Raw genomic sequence first — 16,377 nt, 5'->3', positions numbered from 1 at the left:
CTCCTCCCGTGAGGAAATAAGACGGATGACACGTAGTCTATGCGCATGCGCGTACTCCGCTTGTTCCACAGCGGGGTGATGACGGCATGGAGGGCGCGGGAGCGTGGGCTGCGGGGGCTGGGCCACGACGTGCGCCTACTGTCCGCGCGTCGCTGGAACGAGGGCGGGACGGTCCTCACCCTGACCCCGCACGCCATGGAGCCCGTGGGCTCCGTGGTCCCGGTCTCGACCGTAGGGACGCATCCGGCGTTGTTCGCCTACGACCCGCGACCGCTGTGGCGCGCGATGGGTGAGCGGTGGGACTTGATCGACCTTCACGAGGAGCCGTTCGCCGTCTCGACGCTCCAGGCGCTGGTGATCCGCCGGCTGCGACGCAACCGCGCCCCGTACGCCCTCTACTCCGCGCAGAACCTCGAGAAGCGTTACCCCCTGCCCTTCCGCTGGTGGGAGCGCTGGGCGTTGCGGCACGCGAGCGCCGTCATCGTCTGCAACACCGAGGCGGGCGAGATCTGCCGACGCAAGGGCTTCCCAGGAGTGCCCGACGTCATCCCGCTGGGGGTCGACGTCGAGCGGTTCTACCCGGCAGACCGTCAGCCACCGGTCAAGGAATCGCCTGTGCAGGTGGGGTATGTCGGTCGGCTCGCTCCGCACAAGGGGGTGGACGTGCTGCTCGACGCCGTGGCCGCCCACCCCGAGCTGGCACTCACCGTGGTCGGTGCCGGACCCCAGGGGGACGAGCTGCGGCAGCGCGCCGCCGAGCCCGGGCTCAGGGAGCGCGTGCGCTTCGCCGGCACCGCGACCCAGGATGAGTTACCGGGGTTGCTGCAGACGATGGACGTGCTGGCGGTGCCCTCGCTGACAACACCGGGATGGGTCGAGCAGTTCGGCCGGGTCGTCGTCGAGGCGATGGCCGCGGGGGTGCCGGTGGTCGTGAGCCAGAGCGGCGCGCTGCCCGACGTCGTCGGGAAGGCGGGGCTGCTGGTGCCGGAGGGCGACCCGGGCGCGCTCGGTGCGGCACTGCTGCGCGTATGCCGCGAGCCTGGCCTCTGGGAGCGGCTGCGGAAGGCGGGTCTGGAGCACGCTCAGGAGTGCTCCTGGGGGCAGGTGGCCCGACGCTACGACGAGGTCTACCGCCGGATGACGCACTCGAGCCGCAGCGACGTCGCGGACACGTCGGACCCGGAGGTTGTGGTCGTCGCCTACGGCTCGGCCGACCTGCTGCGCACAGCACTGGAGCCGGTCCGCGAGCTGGCCGTCACGGTGGTGGACAACTCCTCCCTGCAGGAGATCCGCGACTTGTGCGCAGATCTGGGCGTCCGCTATCTGGACCCAGGGTGGAACGGCGGCTTCGCCGCAGGTGTCAACCACGCCTTGGCTGATCGCCAGACACCCGGCACCGACGTGCTGCTGCTCAATCCCGATGCGGTTGTCGATGCCGACGGCGTGCGCCAGCTGCATCGAGTCCTCCGCACGGACCCCGACCTCGCCAGCGTCGCGCCCGCGCAGGTCGACCTCGATGGGCGCTCGACACGGGTCGTGTGGCCTTTCCCGACGCCGACCCGGTCCTGGATCGAAGCCGTGGGCCTGGGCCGACTCAACGACCGGCACCAGGACTACGTCATCGGGTCGGTGCTGCTGCTTCGGGCGGGGGCAGTGGACCAGGTGGGCCCCTTTGACGACGACTTCTTCCTGTACGCCGAGGAGACCGACTGGGCGAAGCGGGCATCGCTCATGGGCTGGCACCACCGACTCGTGGCGGAGGTGACCGCCCTCCACGTCGGCGCAGGAACTTCGAACGACCCGCTGCAGCGGGAGACCCACTTCTATGCCGGTCAGGAGCGCTACCTGCGCAAACACTTCGGCGCTTCGGGCTGGCAGTACGCGCGTGCGGGTCAACTGATAGGCGCCGCTGCCCGGGCGGTCGTGCTGCCGGGTGAGCGTGGCCGCCGCGCAAGGGTGCGGGCTATGCTACTGCTGCGGGGCCCCAAGGGAGTCGAGGGCGTGGGGGTCAAACGGCCCACCCGAGAGCGAGTGGCCACATGAATGAGCAGGTGCGTGAACGGCTTCGGCTCCCCGCCATGGCTCTCATGATGTTGGGTGCGCTCGCACTGGCCCTGGTGGTGGGGTACGCGATACCACAGCAACCCCTGCTGGTCGTCGGCGGCGTCGTCGTCCTCCTCGTCCTGACCGTTGCCGTAGCCCAGCCCATGCTTCTTCCGCTGCTCGCCATGCCGGCCATTGTGGTGGTCGAGCGATTCGGTGCTGGGGCCGTTGAAATGACGATCTCCGACTGGATGCTCGGCCTCGCTTTTTGGCCAGCAGTACTGTTCGCCCCCCGCCCCTTCAGCGAGCCTCTCCGGCGAATGCTCTGGCTCAACGCGATCTTTCAGGCCGCGACCATGTTCACCGTCATCGCCAACCCGTTCTCCCTCAATACCGTGGAGTGGATCCATGCCTGGCTCCTCGTCACAGGTGCTCTCGTGGTCGGTTGGGCCGTTGGTGCCACCGGACATGCGCGTCTGGGCCTGACATTCTTCCTCGTGGCCTGCCTTGCTCTCGCGCTTCCCACGATCGCGCAAGGGCTAGAGCAGTATGCGCGTGGTGACCTCAGCGAGGTGTATCCGCGCTGGCCCTGGCCGATGCACAAAAACTTCATCGGCACCCTTCTGGGGTTCGCGGCCGCTCTGGCCTATGCGCACCCATCGTGGATGGGGTGGACACGGAGGCCAGCCCTAGTGGCTTTCTGGGTCTTTGTCGCCGCGATCCTGGTGTCCCAGTCGCGCCAGGCATTGGTGGCACTGGCGGTGGCCCTGCTCATCATCTCCTTCCGCGGGCAGGGCGAACGCCGACGGTCCGTGCTGGCGCTGCTCGGGATTCTGCCGGTCATCGCATTGGTCGCCACCATCGCCAGAGACCAGATGGCCGAGGGAAACGTGCACAACTCCTGGTTCCAGCGACTGGACTGGTACGCCGAGTCATATGCGGTCTTCCTCGAGCGGCCGTGGCTAGGCTGGGGTTTGCGGTTCTGGAGGTCTGAGGGCGCGCCGATCCAGTACGAACCTCCCCACGTGGCGCTGGAAGTGCTGACCACCGCAGGCGTTGTCGGGTTGGCGGGGTTCGGCGTGATGATCGTCGGCATGCTTGTCGTGCTCTGGAGAACAGACCCGGTCTTTGGGACGGCGGCGTTTGCGCTCTTGCTCAGCCGACTGATCCAAGGGCAGTTCGACCTGTTCTGGGTGAGTATCAGCGTCTCGGTTCCTTTCCTGGTCGCCGGGGTCAGTCTCGGTGCGGCCGCTTTCTCGGTTGGTGCGGCGCAGTCCTCCAGCCAGCGCCCGAACGAGCGCCGACTTGCTGGTGTCCGATGAGGATCGTGCAAATCGCTCCCCACGTCGGGCCCGGAACCGGTGTGGGCGCGGTCGCTTTCCATCTGGAACGGGAGTGGAAGGCCGCTGGGCACGACGTCACCCGATTCACCCTGGTCGAGGCTCGGGGCGGGTGGATCCCTACCGGCCTGACCGGCATCGCGGAAAAGGGAGCGCTCGCTGCCAGGGTGCTGTGGTTCTCGACAGTAGGCACCGTGCTGGCGCGGCGACACCTAGCCAGCTCACCCCCCGGGACCATCATTGTCTGTCACAACGATGTCCTGGCTGGGGATGTTTACGTGAACCACGGCAACTTGGTCGCGGCGATGCAGGCGCGGGGACATGCGTGGTACAGGTTGCTGCGAAATCCCCTTCACCTTTTCACCACCACTCGTGACTGTCTCCGCTACCGCTCTCGAGTACACAGCGCGGTGGTCAATCTCTCGTCGGTGGAGGACGACTTGCTGCGCACGACCTTCGGGAGTGTTGGATCGACCACCTGGGTGATCCCCAACGGAGTCGACCTTGACGTCTACCGCCCACCGTCGGAGATTGAGCGAAGCGAGGTGCGAGCCACGTTGAGGCTTCAGGAGGACGACAACGCAGTGCTCTTCGTCGGTCATGAGTTCGGTAGGAAAGGACTGCTCAGTCTTGTCGAGGCACTCCTGCTCCTTCCTCCGCACCATCACCTCGTTGTGGTGGGTGGAGACCAGAAGGCCCTTGCTCAGTTGCGGAACGACGAGCGCGTCGCGCGACTGGGCGACCGCTGCCACCTGGTCGGGGCGACCAGCCCCGCAGCCTACTACTGGGCCTCAGACGTTCTGGTGCAGCCCAGCGCCTACGAGAGCTACGGACTGGTCGTGACCGAGGCGCTCGCCTCCGGATTGCCTGTGATCTCCACACCAGTGGGTTGTGCCCCCGACGTGATCGATCCCGGGCACAACGGCTATCTGACCACGGGCTCACCGCACGACATCGCGAGGCGCATACAGGATGTGGAGTTGCTTCCTGCACCAGGATGCCGGCGCGCGGCGCGGGAGGCAGTGCAGAGCTTGACCTGGGCGGAGGTCGCGAAGGCCTACCTCACCCGAATGGCCAGCCTGCAGACGGGGTCGACGGTGTGAAGGTCGTTCATGCCGTCCGCTCAGACGCGTTCGCGGGTGTTGAGAGGCACATCGTCGTGCTCGCTCGAGCCCAGGCGGCGCTGGGAGATGAGGTCCGGGTGATCGGAGGAGCCCCTCACAAGATGGAGAGCGAGCTCGGCCCGGAGGTGCTCCACCTGCCAGCCAGGACGACGGCGGAGGTCGGTGCCGCGCTCAGGCGTTTAGGGGGGGGTGACGTCGTCCACACTCACATGACTGCCGCTGAGACCGCGGCGACGCTGGCGCTCGTTCGGCGCCCCTGCGTCGTCACACGACACTTCGCGGCGCGCCGGGGCAGGTCATGGGCTGGCAGGCTGGCCTCCCCGATCATTCGTCGGCGCACTGCCCGTCAGATAGCCGTGAGCAGGTACGTCGCGAGTGCTATCGACGGTGAAAGCACAGTGATCTACGCAGGAGTCCCCGAGAGGCCGCTTGCCCCTGCCCGGGAGCGGATCGTGCTGGTGTGCCAGCGGCTGGAGCCCGAGAAGCAGACCGCACTCGCCGTGGAGGCATTCGCCCTGTCGGGGCTCGTGGACGGGGGGTGGCACCTGGTGATCGCCGGCACCGGTAGCCACGTTGCGCTCTTGCGAGAACGGACAGCAGAACTGGGGATTGAGGGGAACGTCGACCTCCTGGGGTTCTCCGACGACGTGTCCGCACTCATGGATCAGGCTTCCATCCTCCTGGCGACGGCGCCCGCCGAGCCTTTCGGGCTTAGCGTCGTCGAGGCGATGGCTTGCGGGTTGCCGGTGGTGGCTAGTGCAGCAGGTGGGCATCTCGAGTCGGTCGGACCGGTCGACGGCGCGGCGTTGTTCCCACCCGGTTCCGCGCAAGACGCCGCCAAGTTGCTACGCAGGCTCGCCATAGATGCGCCTTGGCGACAGGTCTACGGCGAGCGTCTGCAGGCCGCACAACGGGATCGCTTCACCCCGCACCGCCAGGCGACGGAGACGCGCTCGGTCTACGAGGAGCTGCTCGGGTGACAGATCTCGTGGTGATCTCGCTGGAGGCGTGGGATGAGGTGTGGCGTCGCAATCAGCACGTGATCGCCGGCCTCCTGAAGACGAGGGCGGATCTCAGGGTGCTCTTCGTCGAGCCACCGGAGGACCCCCTGCACGCGTGGAAGCAGAAGTTGCCACGCACTCGAGGGACCGGGTTGAGGCAGGTGCACGACCTGGAGGGAGTCAAAGGGCGCCTATGGGCCTACCAGGGGACCAAATGGCTGCCACGTCGAATAGACCCGGGGGGTGACACCAGAAGAGCGCGCCGAGTCGTGCAGGTCGCTCAGAAACTGGGCTTCGACCTCCCGCTCCTCTGGGTCAACGATCCGCAAGGGGCTGAGGTGGTCGACCTGACACGCTGGCGCACCCTCTATGACATCACCGACGACTGGTTGGCAGCGGAGCGGCCACGAAGAGAGGCGGATCGCACGGCAGCGCAGGAACGCCGGCTGCTCGAGCACGTGGATGTCGTCGTGGTCTGCTCGCGGGCGTTGCAGAGCAAGACCGCCGGGAGCAAGTCCACCGTTCTGATCCCCAACGCCGTGGACACGTGCGCCTACGCACAGATCCACGCGCGACCCAACGACCTGCCTAAGGGGCCCTACGCGCTCTATGTCGGCACCCTCCACCGTGATCGTCTTGACATCGGCCTCTGCATCGAGACGGCAAAGGCGGTCAGGGGCGTCGGTGAACTGCTCCTTCTCGGTCCTATTGCCCTGGAAAACGCAGAGGTGAATGCCCTCGCGGAGGGCGGGGTGCAGTTGCTCGGGCGGCGTCCCGCGTCATCGGTCCCCGCCTACCTTCAGCACGCCGCTGTTCTTGTAGTCCCACACGTCCAGAGCGACTTCACCGAAAGCTTGGACCCCATCAAGGCGTACGAGTATCAAGCGTCTGGTCGGCCCGTCGTGGCCACAGCAGTTCCCGGCTTCCGAGACTCTGACTCTCCTCTGGTGCACGTCAGAAGCGGTGCTGGCTTTCCACCAATGGTGGCGTCCCTGTTGACAGATCCTCCCGTCACGTCCACCCGGACGGGAGCACCCGACTGGACGGAGCGAGTCGCTGACTTCGCCAAGATCATCTCGCATCTGGAGGATCGATGATCGTCGTTAACGCGGCTTGGCAGGGTCAGCGCACAACGGGTCAGCAGCGATACGCCTCCGAGGTAACCCGTCGACTACTCACACATCCGGGGGTGGTTGCCCGTCCGGTGCGCATCTCCACCAACCGGTGGCTGGCCTGGACGCAGGTGCAGGGTTTGTCGCTGTGGGGCAGGGACGAGGTCCTCATCACCCTCACCTCCCGGGGCCCAGCGTTGCACCGGTGTCACGTGGTGGTCGTGCACGATCATTTCGTGCTCAGCAATCCGGAATGGTACTCCCCGAAGTACGTCGTCACCCACGCCCCCGTACTGAAGGCTCAGATTCGCGGGGCGTCAGGACTGGTCTTCGTCAGCGAGGCCACACGCAGCCGCCACATCGCCCTTTTTGGTGACGAAACTCCTTCCGTCATTGCTCCCAATGGTGTGACTGCCCCGGCGCTCGAAACGGTGCGGCCGTGGCCCCTCGGCCGCCCCTATCTGTTGGCCGTCGCGTCGACAGACCCCCGCAAGAACCTGGACCGACTGATCCAGGCGTATTCTTCTCTCCCCTCGGACGCACGACGCCAGTGTTCTCTGGTGGTTGTTGGCGGTACCAACAGCACCGTGTTTGCTGCGTCCCAGCACCTCATCGACGAATCTGACGGGATTCTATCGCTTGGATACGTGACTGATGACGAGCTGTGGTCTCTCTACCGCGGCGCGCGCGCCGTTGTCGTACCCAGCCTGGATGAAGGCTTTGGTCTGCCACTCATCGAGGCAGCAGCCCTGGGAGCTCCGTTGGTCGTATCCGACATTCCTGTATTCCGGTGGATCGCCGCCGAACGGGCCGTTTATTTTGACCCCAAGGACGTGGAGTCCATCAGAGACAGCCTCCGGCGTGTCGTTTCCGACGATGTCGTGCCGGTCGACCCCGCTGCGGTCCGATCGCGGTTCGGCTGGGACCATACGGCCCAGAAAATACTCGATCTTTCACGGCGGCTGGAGGGTGCAGAATGAAACTGCAAAAGCGCAAGCTGACGTCCCGCGAGAGCGCGCGCACTCGGGCCTTAAGTGCCCTCCCCCCAGGTCTGGCTTCGGAATTGAGGCACATGAAGTCGGTGATGCACGAATACAGGGTGGGTCCCTGGAGTTGGAAGGTTGATCGTGAAGTGCGCAGCCACCTAACGAGGCCCCATGTGCCCCGCATGCGACGACCAGGACAAGTATGGGGAGTAAGCGTCGTGCGCAACGAAGCAGATGTCGTGCCCGCCGTAGTCGCCCATCTCTTGCACCAGGGTCTGGCGGGCATCTTCATCGCGGACCACTCGTCGGATGATGGCACGCGGCAGCACTTGCTCTCAATGGCTGCGGTTGAGCCCCGATTACACATTGTGTTGGACTCGTCAAAGGGACATTATCAGAAAGAGAAAGTCACGTATCTGAGCCGGTTGGCGTGGCGCGCCGGCGCCGAGTGGATCATCCCGTTCGACGGCGACGAGTTCTGGTTCGCACCCAGGGGTGCCCTTTCGGAGTGGCTCCCCGAGCAGCGTGCGGACATCATCCTAAGTCGAACCGTCCAGGCAGTTCCACTAACGCTGGACGGCGACCTACGCGACAGAGAACTGCTGCTGGATCTTGGGAAGAGTCCCGGAAAGGTTGCCTACAGGGCCCATCCATTGGCTTTCGTGGGACCAGGAAACCACGGTGTTTCAAGGCCGGGCGAAATCGGCGAGGGTCTCGTGAACATTCACGTGCCGTACCGAGGCGTCGAACAGATACTTGGTAAGTTTCAGCGAGGCGCTCAGGCCTTGTCCGACGCTGATACCCCATCCGACCAGGGGTGGCATTGGCGAGCTGGTGCCCAGTTCACGGAAGCTGATGCAATGGCTGCATGGACGAGGATGCAGTCCGGTGACCCTGTTCGGAAGATCGGTTGGGAGGCTAATGGCCCCCACATCAGGACGCGCCCACTGCTCGCCATGTCGTTTGATCCGACCGTGTTAGCCTAGATCCAGGCCGCAAAATGTTGAGCTTCTGTCACCGACCTTGCCTGGAACTATGGGAGGCGACCCAGGAGCCCAAGGCCCGTGAACGGGCCCGCAGACCACGGTCCGGCGGCGTCTGATAGAGGTCTTCGTAGTGCTCCGCGACATCCTGTAGCGTGAACTTTTGTACTCTTTGCAGTCCTCGCCTCGCCAGAACGTCGCGTCGTTGGGGGTCCTTCAGTAGCGCCAGTAGCGTTGCTCCGAGCGACTCTAACGGGACCACCTGACCGGATCGCCCATCTTCGACGACGAACAGGGCACCCGGGTTGGGGGTGGTCACTACAGGGGTGCCGCAGGCCATGGCCTCTGCGTAGGGGATGCCGAAACCCTCGTAGTCACTCGGCAGACAGAAGACCCAGGCTGCTTGGTACTCGGCCACAAGCTCCCGCTCATCCAGCCGGCCAAGCGTCACGACGCCGGCGGGTAGTTGCTCCGGGGCGTCCTGGCACACCATACGCAGTTCCGCCGTAGGGAGATGTGGCCGTACGTCGTTGGCGAACGCGGTGGCAAGAGCACCACCTCGCTTGCGCCCTCCCCAGGTCCCCACGAACAGAATGGTGGGATGGGCGCTACGCGATACTCCGGGTTTGAATACCTCGGACGAAACGCCATTAGGTATGACACGGTTGACGCCAGGCAGCCAGCGCAGCGTGGGCGGTGACACGGCCACGGTATGATCGGCGACGGCTGCTGCGAGGGCCTCACTGCATCCTAGAAGGACCATGCGTGTGCGTTCCACGACACCGCGGATGTGCTTGGCCTCCTCGAAGCAGGAGCCGTGCACGGTGCGGACGTGAACCGGGACGCGCCTGCGCCAGAGCCAGTAGTCGTCGCCGTGTGCGTGGAGTGCGTCAAAGCCGGACAGATCTTGCTTCCGAAGGTTGGCCGCGAACCTGAACGTACGCAGGCGTTTGCCGACGGACACATTCTGAACGTTGTACCGCGCGCCTTCGGGCGTCCGGCACGGGCTGAAGACCGTCACCGAATGACCCCGGGTGACGAGCTCGTTCGCCAGCGCATGCACTTGGTGCCCGACCCCGATCTTGCTCTCGGAGGGAAGATAATACGAAATCATCGCGATCTTCACGTGTCACTCCCAGCCGCAAGGCCGTCGCGCACGGCTTCCAACCACCGTCGTCCGTGCTCAAGGTCGGGCTCCAGATGGTTCCCCTCGGCCCATTCGTTCCATGACTTGATCCACAGCAACCGTTCCTGTTTCGGACGTGTTCTTAGGTGCCGCGCCGCAGCCCGCAGGCCCACCTCGAAGCGGTCTGGATGGCTACCCGTGAGCACGAGACCGCGCCGACCAGATCGTGGGGTGTTGTCCCAGTTCGGGTAGACGCAGGGCAGGTATCGGCCGGAGGGGGGGAGAGAGGCACTCTCCTCGTATTTGTAGATCTCGGGTCCGCCTCCCAGGACCTTCCGCGTCGCTCGCATACGAAGCCTTGCTAGACCGTCGGTCCTTGCCGGCAGACGCATGTACACCCCCGCGTCGAAACCGTCGGCCTCGTGGTTGTCGTATCGCGGCCCGGCACCGACTAGATCGCTGACCTCTGCCACCAGGTAGAGGCCGGGGAGGCCTGCAGCGCGGGCCAGGCCCTGCCAGTGATCGACGAACCCCGCGGCGTCGGGCAGCTCCTCGGGACGGAAGACGTAGAACACTGGACGCTCGTCGACGCGAAGGTAGCGCTCGTCCCGGAAGGCGGGCAGAACGCTCGCGAAGTGGGCCTGCTCGTCCTCACGCCCGAGGTAACGCTGCGCGCGCAGGACCCGGCCGTGCGCCCCGTGCCAGGCTCCGGTCCAGGATTGGTTGGCCCAAGCCAGACAGAACTTGAAGCTAGGCGCTCCGCTGCGGAGAACTTCCTGGAACGGCCGCTCCAGGATCGTCTCGCCGCCGCCGAACCAGTAGTGCCAGTAGGCGAACGCTTCGACACCGTGCTCTGCCGCGACGTGGGCCTGAGCCACACGGGTCTCAGCGACGCGCAGGTCGTAGAAGCCCAGCTCACCGGGGATGTGCGGCTGCCGGTGACCCGGGAAGAGCCCTCGCGCGCGGGCCACGTTGGTCCACTCGGTGAAGCCTGGCCCCCACCACTCGTCGTTCTCTGGAATGGGGAAGAATTGGGGCAGGTAGAACGCGACAGCTCGAGCCGTCACGTCTTGACCGTTGCTCGACTGACCAGTCACGGAGGCCTTCCTTGAGAACCAGTTGGGCAGTTGGGCGTTGAGACAAGACCCGATGCATCGCTGTGTAGTCTACGAGCGTGTCAGACACGGACCCCACACCCGTGAGTGGGGGGCAGGGAGTGCTGAGCGTCGTCTGGAGGGCGCTGAGCTTGCTACCCGTCCCCGCTCGACGCAGGCTTGGGGTGGTGAGCGTGGGCCTCGTCCTCATGGCGCTCATGGACACCTTCGCGATCGCACTCGTGCTCCCGATGGTTACGATGGCCGTCGGCGAACGGCCCCCGGGAGTTGTGCAATCCGCGCTTGACAACCTAGGCGTCGCTCCGGAGAACGCGATCCTGCCCCTCATCATCGCGGTCGTGGCACTCTTCATCCTGAAGGACGTCCTCGCCGTTACTTTCAATTGGTGGAACCAGGGCTTTATAGGTCAACAACGCGCAGCGGTCGCCTCACGGTTATTGCGACATTACCTCACGTCTTCGTATACGGACGTCTCGCGCCGAGGTCAGGCGACGCTGATGAACCGCCTTAACACGGCCACCTTCCAGGTCTTTGGCCTTGTCATCAACGCGGGGATTCAGTTGTTTTCCCATGCGTTCAACATCTTCGCGATTGCCGCAGCCCTGATCATCTTGGCGCCGCTACCCAGTCTGGTGTTGATGGCCACGACGGTGCTGTTCTCCATCGTCTACTTGAGAGTGGTCCGGCCCCATGCCGCACGGGCTGGCAAAGAGATGGACAGGACGGCCGTCGCCGCTTGGCGCAGCGCCATGACGGCGCTGGGGGCTATGAAGGAGCTCCACCTCCGCGGGACCCAGCAACGCTTCGTCGATCAATACCGGCTGGTCTCGAACGAGTCGGTGCGTGCGTCGCAGGTGGCGTCGCTGCTGGCGGCGCTGCCCCGGTATCTGCTGGAGACCCTGTTCATCCTCGTGCTGGGTACGGTCCTCGCGTTCTCCGTCGCGCGTGAGGCCAACCTGCTCAACAGTTTTGGCGTTCTCGCCCTCTTCGTCGCGGCGGCGCTACGGCTGCTCCCGGCGATATCGGGTCTGCTGGCCTGCGTGAGTTCGGTGCGAGTGGGTGAGCCGTTCGTCGAAATACTGAGGGAGGAGCTTGCGGGCGCACAGGTGCTGTCCCCTGCTACGCCCACCAAGCGGCAGGAAGGCCCCGTCCTGCCCCTTCGCGCAGAGCTGTCCCTTGCTGCCGTGACCTTCAGTTACCCCGGGGCAGCTCGGCCTGCACTCCGCGACGTGTCCCTCACCTTCCGGGCTGGAACGCAGGTCGCCATAGTCGGGGGCAGCGGCGCCGGCAAGACGACGTTGGTCGATGTCGTCCTCGGGCTGCACCAGCCGACGATGGGGCAGGTGCGGGTCGACGGTCGTGACATCCGCGACGCTCTGGACTCCTGGCAGAGGGGGATCGCGTACGTGCCGCAGGACGTGTACCTCTTCGAAGGTTCCCTCCTGGAGAACATCACGGTCGATGAGGACCCCGAGGACGTCGATGGGCCACGGCTGCAGGAGGCGATCGATCGTGCGATGCTGACGGACCTGGTGAGCAGTCTCGAAGCGGGACTCGACACCGAGCTGGGGGACCGAGGTGGCGGTTTGAGTGGTGGGCAGAAGCAACGACTGGGAATCGCCCGCGCGCTGTATCTCGACCCGCAGCTCATCGTGATGGACGAGGGCACCTCCTCCCTCGACAACGAGACGGAGAGCCACATCACCGAAGCGCTACGAGCCCTGAAGGGCAGGATCACGGTGATCATCGTCGCCCACCGGTTGTCGACCGTGCGGCACGCCGACCACGTCGTCGTGATGCGGGACGGGGTCGTGGAGGCCCAGGGGACTTTCGCTTGGCTCCGAGAGAACAACCCCTACTTCGCGCGTCTGATCGCCCTCGGTGATCTGTCCGGGAAGAGCGCGCTTCCGGAACCGATCCCCGGCAGGTTGTCGTGAAGAACTTAACCATCGTGGTCCCCACCTACAACGGGGCGAGGCTTCTCGGCCCCACCTTGGACTCGCTGCAGGCAAACGCGATCCCGAACCTCGAGGTGATCGTTGTCGACGACGGCTCGACGGACGCGTCGGTCGACATCGCGCACGAGCACCCGGTCGTCACCTCTGTGCTGATCCAGGATCATGCGGGCGTCGCCGTGGCGCGCAACCGTGGGCTTGCTCGCGCAGCCAGCGAGTGGGTGGCCTTCTTGGATCAGGACGACCTGTGGCACCCGGACCGCTTCCGCCAGCTGGATGACTTCCTGAAGTCAGTCCCCGCCGACCTAGTGATCTCGCGGGAGTTGAAGTTTGCGTCTCGCTCGGAAAGGGATGCTCTGCGGCAGTTGCACCCGGACGTGGGCGAGTGGGCCGATGACTACGTCAGTGAAGAGGATGAGATCACCGAGCTGTCGTCCAGGCACCCTTTGCGCCCCGATCCGACCTACACCGCGCTGACGACGCAAGACGTGCTGAAGGGCCCCATTTCGACCACGACGAGCTTTGTGGCAAGACGAAGCCTCCTCCATGCGGTCGGGGGGTTCGCGCCTCATGCCCGCGCCATGGATGACTACATCACCCTGGCCAATGCCTCCCGACTGACCCCCATCTATCGCGTGGAGGATGCCTCAGTATTCTACCGGGTACACCTGAGCGCAACCTCTCGCTCTACCGAGCTTGCCCTTCCGTTCTTGTCGAACTCACTGGCCCTCCAGCTGGGCGGCATGCTGGTGGACGAGCGCGAAGCGTCGGCAGCGGAGGCCGGTCCTCTGCACGCTCACCTCTACCGTCAGGCGGTCGGCTCCGATCAGTTCTGGCGCGACAGTTCCTACCGGAGAAGCATCCTAGGGCTGGGCGTCGCCACGTTTGGTGTGAGGGCAACGGTGCCGCAAGTAGCCCGGGCAGCCCTGCGACGGCTGCGCGATCGAGGCCGGACCGTTTCCGAGGGGCCCTGATGTCTGTCTCACTTGTCGTCAACTGCTATGAACGCACCTACCGTCAGGTCTTGGCGCCGGGCTATTTCCCCGCGATCGAGCAGATGAACGACCGCACCTTCGAGCAAGTTCTCGCCCTCATCAACAACGTGGATGACCCGCGGGAGGCTCGAGACCGAGCAGAAACTTTGGTAGACCTAGGGGAGATCTCGGGCTTCGAGTTTGTCTCTGACTGGGTGCCCGCCGCGATGCAGCATTGGGGCCTCGGTCAGCGGCACTTTCGGCGGCGGCCTTACCTTTTGGACTACGGCCTCGTCATGCCGCTGGTCGCATCGTCCGAGTACATCCTCGGGTGGGACGCTGAGACCGTCTTGGAGGAGCCAGCCGACTGGGTGAGTCCCTCATTGAATCTCCTTAAGAGCGACTCACGAATCCTGCACGCCTCGTTGAACTGGCCACCTGCACGCCCGCAAGACGCGGGTGTCGAGGGCGACGCGGTCGCCAGAGTCGGCGATTTTCTTCTCAGTTGGGGTTTCAGTGACCAAGTCTTCCTTGTTTCACGCGAGAAAATGTTTGCTGCCGACCTGAAGACATTTTCCCCCGCAGCCATCGCACGACACGCGCCGCACCCATATACGTTCGAGTTCCGCATGGAGAGTTACCAGCGCGCTCACCGCAAGTTGCGGGCAACCTACGCGCCGGTGCGGTACCGGACGAACCTGCAGATCGCTGGCGTTCTAGACAGGACGGGCAAGAGTCGATACGAAGCGTTTCGGACCGAGGCGCTCCATCGGTTGGAATACCATGTCACCCGGCGCCTTCCTTCCTGGCTCGGTCCGAGGTGGGCTCGGAACGCGACAGTTGACCAAGCGCGCTCTCCGCAGTCGACGGCCCCAGACGGTGCCGGGTCTTAGCGTCTACCTGACACCCAGGGTGCCTGAGGCTGCCAGACCCGCCAGGAAGGCCCCACATCGCGGCACAGGTCCATCAAGTCGACCCCATGCTGTGCCAGTTCGACATCCAGAGCCGCCCGCTCGGCGACAGTCTGGTAGTCCGCACCTACCGGACCGTGATGTCGGATAGGGGTGGCATCGACTACCCCCATGTTCAAGCCGGCCTCTGCGACCCCAAGGGCCCAGCGGACGTCAAGGCCCCACCCCATGCCACCCACGTCCTCGGGAAATAGGTCTAAGCATTGCCTGGCTTGCGGCGAAAATGCGACGACTGGACCGCTGTCCACCATGCCAACGCGTCGCGCGTTGCGGAGAGCACGGGTGATCATGTGAACATGAGAAGTGGGATTGCCTGGTTGAATAGCTGGCGCAGCCACGTGCAAGTGTCCGGCAGCCGCATACTGAAGGAATCTGGTAGGGCCAAATCTCACGAACTGGGCGTCGTCATCGAAAAGCACGACCCAGGCGTCCTGGGGTACGGGGAGACCGAGCAGAAGCATTCGCAAGAGCGGGATCCGCATCCCTGCTCCCGAGTTCATGGTGCGGGACGCCAAGACGGAAGAGGGCTCGTCTAGTGCATGTAAGCGAACGTCCGAATCGGGAGGAAGCAGCTCAATCATTTCGGCTACGATGGGAACGTTACGCGATCGATAGACGCTCACTGCGACGACTGGGGCCTCAAATAATGGGATTCTCCGTCTAGGCACGCGAACGCTGTGACGACTGACAAACGCGGCTGCGCTTTCCCTTGCGCTCTTTCTTGCAGCGTGTGCCATCATTTCCTTTCTCGGTCCGATCGCCGGGCGATGTTCTTGGCGGCGAGCCATACTCCACGTGCCGGCCCCACGCGGCGTCGCCACTTGGTCACTTCTGCCTCTCGTGCCCACAGTTGCCCCTGCAGACGGTGGGCCGCATCGACCATTGCCAAGAATAGTCGGTCAAGGTGGTCCGGATTATTCGCGACCATGCGGGCGCGCGCTGCGTCATGGGCCTCGGGTGTCATGCCGTAGGTGTTCCGCGACACCGACCTGATCCTATAATAGAACTTGGCTGTCGGCACCCGCCGCATCAACCCATTAGTTTGTGCTAAGAAGCGAACCCACAGTTCCCAGTCTTCCAGGGCCTGTAGTGTACGATCGTAGCCGCCACACGCTTCCCAGGTGGAACGTCGAAACATCGCTGTGGCGACAATTCTATTACGGAAGATGAGGTCTGCGAGCCGGGCTTCGAACGGCATCTCTCCGATCTTCGTCCGGAAGTCTCCAAACTGCTCTAGATGAGGGATCGCGGCCACGGCTTCTCGGTCATCTTGGAGCAGCGTTACGCTCTCGGCCACGAGGTGAGCATCCATTCGATCGTCGCCACCCAAAATGAGAACGAATTCGCCGTCGGTCGCGGCGATGCCCGTCGTGACAGCAGATGACGTTCCTTCGTTATCCTGCCGGATCACTCGTACCCCATCGATCGACACAGGTTGAGTTGAACCGTCGTCGACCACGACGATTTCGACGTCACCGTACGTTTGCGCAAGCGCCGACTCGACCGCCGCAGCCAAGTGATCGGGGTCGTCGTTGTAGGTCGGAATGATGATGCTCACTCGTCCGGGCCGCATGGCGAGGGATCATACTTTGCCTTCGCGGTGCTCATTGGGAGGGGGGAGCCTGCCACGAGCGGCTGTCACCGGAT

Annotated in this window: 13 protein-coding genes; 10 read left to right on the top strand and 3 right to left on the bottom strand. The window is 64.6% G+C overall.

What is annotated here, in order from left to right; all coding sequences use genetic code 11:
• Nucleotides 1–45: 45 nt before the first annotated feature.
• The 7 genes from D4B81_RS08735 to D4B81_RS08705 all read left to right on the top strand — a co-directional run bounded on the left by D4B81_RS08735 (nucleotide 46) and on the right by D4B81_RS08705 (nucleotide 8,592).
• Complete coding sequence (locus tag D4B81_RS08735; protein WP_237565909.1) at nucleotides 46–2,043, top strand: glycosyltransferase; 1,998 nt, start codon at nucleotides 46–48, stop codon at nucleotides 2,041–2,043.
• Nucleotides 2,040–3,365, top strand: coding sequence for an O-antigen ligase family protein (locus D4B81_RS08730; RefSeq protein ID WP_122262044.1), 1,326 nt, complete (start codon nucleotides 2,040–2,042; stop codon nucleotides 3,363–3,365). The genes D4B81_RS08735 and D4B81_RS08730 overlap by 4 nt, the downstream gene beginning before the upstream one ends.
• Entirely contained in the window at nucleotides 3,362–4,486 is a 1,125-nt protein-coding gene (locus tag D4B81_RS08725; protein ID WP_122262043.1) for a glycosyltransferase family 4 protein, read from the top strand. Before D4B81_RS08730 ends, D4B81_RS08725 begins: the two co-directional genes overlap by 4 nt.
• A complete protein-coding gene (locus D4B81_RS08720; RefSeq protein ID WP_161965070.1) occupies nucleotides 4,483–5,487 on the top strand; it encodes a glycosyltransferase family 4 protein in 1,005 nt (334 codons plus the stop codon). The genes D4B81_RS08725 and D4B81_RS08720 overlap by 4 nt, the downstream gene beginning before the upstream one ends.
• The gene (locus tag D4B81_RS08715; protein WP_237565908.1) at nucleotides 5,484–6,605 is read left to right on the top strand and encodes a glycosyltransferase; all 1,122 of its coding nucleotides are present in this window, start codon (nucleotides 5,484–5,486) and stop codon (nucleotides 6,603–6,605) included. The genes D4B81_RS08720 and D4B81_RS08715 overlap by 4 nt, the downstream gene beginning before the upstream one ends.
• Complete coding sequence (locus tag D4B81_RS08710; RefSeq protein ID WP_122262040.1) at nucleotides 6,602–7,600, top strand: glycosyltransferase family 4 protein; 999 nt, start codon at nucleotides 6,602–6,604, stop codon at nucleotides 7,598–7,600. The genes D4B81_RS08715 and D4B81_RS08710 overlap by 4 nt, the downstream gene beginning before the upstream one ends.
• Before the next feature lie 224 nt (nucleotides 7,601–7,824).
• Nucleotides 7,825–8,592 (top strand): glycosyltransferase family 2 protein, encoded by a 768-nt coding sequence (locus tag D4B81_RS08705; RefSeq protein ID WP_161965069.1) that lies wholly within the window; start codon nucleotides 7,825–7,827, stop codon nucleotides 8,590–8,592.
• A 28-nt stretch (nucleotides 8,593–8,620) separates the two neighbouring features.
• Here D4B81_RS08705 and D4B81_RS08700 read toward each other — a convergent pair whose 3' ends face one another.
• A complete protein-coding gene (locus D4B81_RS08700) occupies nucleotides 8,621–9,715 on the bottom strand; it encodes a glycosyltransferase family 4 protein (protein ID WP_122262038.1) in 1,095 nt (364 codons plus the stop codon).
• Nucleotides 9,712–10,812, bottom strand: a complete 1,101-nt coding sequence (locus D4B81_RS08695) for a glycosyltransferase WbsX family protein (protein ID WP_202613629.1) — start codon at nucleotides 10,810–10,812, stop codon at nucleotides 9,712–9,714. Before D4B81_RS08695 ends, D4B81_RS08700 begins: the two co-directional genes overlap by 4 nt.
• A gap of 185 nt (nucleotides 10,813–10,997) precedes the next feature.
• Between D4B81_RS08695 and D4B81_RS08690 the strand changes: the two genes are divergently transcribed.
• Genes D4B81_RS08690 through D4B81_RS08680 form a run of 3 tightly spaced genes read left to right on the top strand, consistent with a single transcriptional unit; the run spans nucleotide 10,998 to nucleotide 14,652 of the window.
• Nucleotides 10,998–12,767 (top strand): ABC transporter ATP-binding protein, encoded by a 1,770-nt coding sequence (locus D4B81_RS08690; RefSeq protein ID WP_161965068.1) that lies wholly within the window; start codon nucleotides 10,998–11,000, stop codon nucleotides 12,765–12,767.
• Nucleotides 12,764–13,759 carry a glycosyltransferase family 2 protein gene (locus D4B81_RS08685; protein ID WP_122262035.1) on the top strand — a complete coding sequence of 332 codons (996 nt, stop codon included), beginning with the start codon at nucleotides 12,764–12,766 and terminating at the stop codon, nucleotides 13,757–13,759. Before D4B81_RS08690 ends, D4B81_RS08685 begins: the two co-directional genes overlap by 4 nt.
• Nucleotides 13,759–14,652, top strand: coding sequence for a hypothetical protein (locus tag D4B81_RS08680; RefSeq protein WP_122262034.1), 894 nt, complete (start codon nucleotides 13,759–13,761; stop codon nucleotides 14,650–14,652). Before D4B81_RS08685 ends, D4B81_RS08680 begins: the two co-directional genes overlap by 1 nt.
• An 814-nt stretch (nucleotides 14,653–15,466) precedes the next feature.
• Here D4B81_RS08680 and D4B81_RS08670 read toward each other — a convergent pair.
• Complete coding sequence (locus D4B81_RS08670; protein ID WP_161965067.1) at nucleotides 15,467–16,288, bottom strand: glycosyltransferase family A protein; 822 nt, start codon at nucleotides 16,286–16,288, stop codon at nucleotides 15,467–15,469.
• Nucleotides 16,289–16,377 lie beyond the last annotated feature (89 nt).

The organism is Ornithinimicrobium cerasi (genome assembly GCF_003702705.1).
Taxonomy (GTDB): Bacteria; Actinomycetota; Actinomycetes; order Actinomycetales; family Dermatophilaceae; genus Ornithinicoccus; species Ornithinicoccus cerasi.
This window is presented reverse-complemented; position numbering and strand designations above follow the sequence as displayed.

What these genes read in the sequence shown, in the direction of transcription:
- D4B81_RS08735 (WP_237565909.1), top strand. Translation starts at nt 46, where the DNA reads ATGCGCGTACTCCGCTTGTTCCACAGCGGGGTGATGACGGCATGGAGG.
- D4B81_RS08680 (WP_122262034.1), top strand. Translation starts at nt 13,759, where the DNA reads ATGTCTGTCTCACTTGTCGTCAACTGCTATGAACGCACCTACCGTCAG.
- D4B81_RS08710 (WP_122262040.1), top strand. Translation starts at nt 6,602, where the DNA reads ATGATCGTCGTTAACGCGGCTTGGCAGGGTCAGCGCACAACGGGTCAG.
- D4B81_RS08730 (WP_122262044.1), top strand. Translation starts at nt 2,040, where the DNA reads ATGAATGAGCAGGTGCGTGAACGGCTTCGGCTCCCCGCCATGGCTCTC.
- D4B81_RS08725 (WP_122262043.1), top strand. Translation starts at nt 3,362, where the DNA reads ATGAGGATCGTGCAAATCGCTCCCCACGTCGGGCCCGGAACCGGTGTG.